At 68.3% G+C, this 3,364-nt stretch carries 4 protein-coding genes and 1 pseudogene; all 5 read right to left on the bottom strand.

Annotation, left to right across the window (positions count from 1 at the left end):
• A partial coding sequence (locus PUR56_RS11030) for an alpha-L-fucosidase (protein WP_329948753.1) occupies positions 1 to 405 on the bottom strand: 405 nt, incomplete at its 3' end.
• Positions 402 to 524, bottom strand: coding sequence for a hypothetical protein (locus PUR56_RS11025; protein WP_329948752.1), 123 nt, complete (start codon positions 522 to 524; stop codon positions 402 to 404). The genes PUR56_RS11030 and PUR56_RS11025, both read right to left, overlap by 4 nt.
• Positions 525 to 802: 278 nt before the next feature.
• Positions 803 to 994 (bottom strand): annotated as a pseudogene (locus PUR56_RS11020) (integrase); the annotation flags it as partial.
• Between the two features lie 64 nt (positions 995 to 1,058).
• Positions 1,059 to 2,264 carry a hypothetical protein gene (locus tag PUR56_RS11015; RefSeq protein WP_329948751.1) on the bottom strand — a complete coding sequence of 402 codons (1,206 nt, stop codon included), beginning with the start codon at positions 2,262 to 2,264 and terminating at the stop codon, positions 1,059 to 1,061.
• Positions 2,261 to 3,013, bottom strand: a complete 753-nt coding sequence (locus PUR56_RS11010; RefSeq protein WP_329948750.1) for a TnsA-like heteromeric transposase endonuclease subunit — start codon at positions 3,011 to 3,013, stop codon at positions 2,261 to 2,263. Before PUR56_RS11010 ends, PUR56_RS11015 begins: the two co-directional genes overlap by 4 nt.
• Positions 3,014 to 3,364: the final 351 nt, after the last annotated feature.

The raw sequence follows: 3,364 nt of genomic DNA, 5'->3' as shown, positions 1-3,364 counted from the left end.
TTGGACGGGTACCAGGGTGCCGTCCGGCCGGGGGCCGACATTGAGCAGATCGTTGGTGTTGTAGGCGCTGTTCGTGACGAGGTTGCGCACCAGGGTGGAGATCGGCTTCGTTCCCGTGTCATTCGGTGACCAGAACCACCGACGACGGCCGCAGACCACGGTCTTCTCGACGAACGAGGTGGCGACCACGAGCATCCGGGCGTGATGGTCGAGCCGGTCCTCGTCGTAGAGGGCCCGCTCTGCCGGGGACAGCCTTTGCAGTTCGTCGGGAGACAGCAGGACCGGGGGTTCGGGCGGGCCGGCGGCGAATGTCCGCCATCCGTCCAGGGTGGTGAGCTGCCGGTTGGCTGCGGCATCGGCCTCGTGCAGGGCGGTTCGTCGACCCGCCGCTTCGGGGATGGTCACGGACGCCTCCAGGGGTTGGCGAGCGGGTCGAACAGACCCAGCGGGATGACCTTGGCCAGCTCGGTGTCCGCTCTTCGTCCGGCGCGGGCTCGGCGGCAGGCGGGTCCGGGATCGGCCACTCGGGGGTGGTGGCCCGGGTCCGGGCGGCGACGCGGCGGGAACGCTTGGCCGCAGGACCCTTCTCCAGAGCAGGGCCGGCGTGGGCCCGCCGCAGCAGGGCAGCGGCGGCATCCGCGATCTGTTCCTCGGTGCCGCCGGGGACCTGCTCGCAGGCGTGGTCCCAGGCGAGCTCTCCGAACGGGACGCCGACGCGGCGAAGGTGCTTCCAGAACACGGTGATCCACCGATCGCCCTGGCGGTCACGTACCCAGATCCGGGAGATGTCGTAGGGGTCGTAGTGGATCTCCCACAGACCCTTCTTCTCCACCACCCCGGAGTGCTGGCGCCGAATTGGGCCCAGCTCGACGTCGTCGTAGGTGCGGTGCTTGATCCGGATGCCATAGGCGTTGATCGCCTGCCAGCGCTCAGGCAGCAGCTCGATGTAGTCCGCGCCGTTCAGCGGGACCGGGATGTGGCCGCAGGACTCCACCAGCGTGGCGCACTTCTCGTTCGGCGAGAACGCCCGCTTCGGTGCCTGCGGGTCACGCAGCCCGTCAGGCGGCCTGGTCTGCCAGACCGATGATCCACTCGTCCAGAAGGCCCTGCAACTCGGGTAGCGACCACAGCGGCCCGGCCTCCAGATTCCGGCCGCGTCGGTCCGCGGTCGAACCGGTGCAGCCCGCGACGAACTGAGCGAACAGTGTGGCCAGGGTCTTCTCGATCGTGCCCTTGTCCGTCGGGGTCGCCTTGTGGGCCGGTTGCAGGTTGATGCCCAAATAGCGGCAGGACGCCCGGAAGTTGTTCGAGATGAAGACCTTGCCGTGGTCGCAGACGATCGTCTCCGGAACGATCACCGGTCGTGCCACCGCCCGGTCCAGGCGCTCGTCCAAGGTCAGCAGCCGTCGGTGCGGCAGCACCGAACGGGACATCAGCAGGGCCTCTGACCAGCCCGGGCGCATCGCCTCCGGGGTGACGCTGCGGGCCAGCAGCGCGGAGGCGTCGGCTGCTTTCGTCGTCGGCCGCAGCACCGCCGCGGTGATCGACCTGGTCGCGATGTCGACCATCGCGGTCAGCTCGACCTTCTCCGCGATGCCGTCGTCCAGCCGCACCAGCACGTCCAACGGGGTCGAGTCGATCTGCATGAGCTCGCCCGGCGCACTGGCTGGCACTTCCCCGAACGGGCCGGGCGGCCGTGCGTTGACCGACCGGCGTGTGCGGGCCGAGCCCGTCGCATGAGTGCCGGTCGCCAGCTTGTTGTAGAGCCGGTAGAGGGCGGCACGGGAAGGAACCTCGACACGGGCGGCACCTTTCCGGCCGGCCAGGATCTCCTTGGCCCGCCAGACGATGAACCCGATCGTCTTCGACGAGTCCTCGGCCGTCTCCCCGATCGCCTGCCGCATCGCCTCCACCGCCGCCGCATCGACACTGCCGAAGGCCGGCATCTGTTTGGCCGACCGGCCGTCGGCCAGCCCAATCAGTCCGTCACGCTGATAGCGCTGGCGCCGCTGCTTGATCCCGCTGGCCGTCACCCGGTGCTCGGCCGCCGTCAGCTCGGCCGCCTTGGCCCGCTCACGCTCAGCCAGCGAACTACGTCTCGGATCGCACTCCGGCCGCGGCACCGCTCCTTCGGAAGCGTCCGGCGGCAGGCCGTGCAGGACTTCAAGAATGTGCCCCTCCCACCAACGGGCCTGTTCGGCCGCCGTCTCGGGAGACTCCGCGATCCGGGCCGTGGGCGGAACCGTCCGCCGACTCCCGCTCATTGGACACCCCTGCCGGCCAGGCCCACGACCGTGCGCGGTCCCATCAGCCCGACCGCCAGATCCTTGACGACCAGCTCCTGGAGCCAGAGCAGATGAAACAGGGTGGGTAGCATCGTGAGCCGGTCACCCACCACGTCGGCCCCCGGAAACATCGGACCCGGCTCCGCGAAGACCTCCGGCAGCCGGTCCGCAACCGGGCGGTGCAGGAAGCGTGGGTGCCGGTAGCGCGATAGCCACCGGACATTCGCCAGCAGCACCGCCTCCGGCGTCCCGACCCGCTCGAACCCCCATCCGGCCTGAGCGCAGGCCAGCCGCGTCACCTCGAACGCTTCCGCGTCCTTCGGCTCGATCCGTTCATCCGCGCGGACGTCGATGACCACCGCCGAGCCATCCGCGTGGCGGGCGAAGTAGTCCGGAGCGTGCCGACGCTCTCGTTCGGCGTCGTACCAGTACAGCCAGAACGGCTGCGAGGCGATCCCTGCCACCTGCGGGTCAAAGTCCATGAGCAGGAGCTGATCCCGCTCCAACCAGGACTCGAAGCCGACGTGCTGCCCAGTCGTCGCCACCCAGTACCAGCCCGCGAAGTGACGCTCACCGCGAGACCACCGAAAGGGCCGCACCGGTGCCACGTCCTCGAAACGGGTCGTCACGCAGTCCAGCAGCGGACGCCGTTGTCGCTCGCGTACGGCGTCCACGTACGGCAACTCGACGTACGGCCTCGCAAGATCCACCCCAGTGAGTACAGCCACCCAGCACCCCCAGCGCGATCACCTACACGACTAGGTTCACTGAGACGGAAGGCCAAACGACTGGGTTCAGTGAGTAGACGACTCGATTGGATGAGAGCGGTCACCGGACGATGGCGTCGCCGAGCGCCATATACACCATGGTGGCCATCCGACACAATCCGCTGACCTGCGGTTACGGCGTCTTGGGGTAGTGCTTGTTCCCGCTGGCTTCTAGATCCAATGCCGTGTAGATAGAGCCGTGGGTGGCCGCGTCAAGTCGCCTGAAATGGGACGGAGCTCCTGCTAGAACCGTGTCGACCAAGATCACTGTTCGGTAGGAGCTCCGTTGGGTGCCCAGTCTGTCATCTCTCG

The organism is Streptomyces sp. BE303, from assembly GCF_036290945.1.
Classification (GTDB): Bacteria; Actinomycetota; Actinomycetes; order Streptomycetales; family Streptomycetaceae; genus Kitasatospora.
Note: the sequence above shows the minus strand (reverse complement) of the source record. Positions and strands in the feature narration are given on the sequence as shown.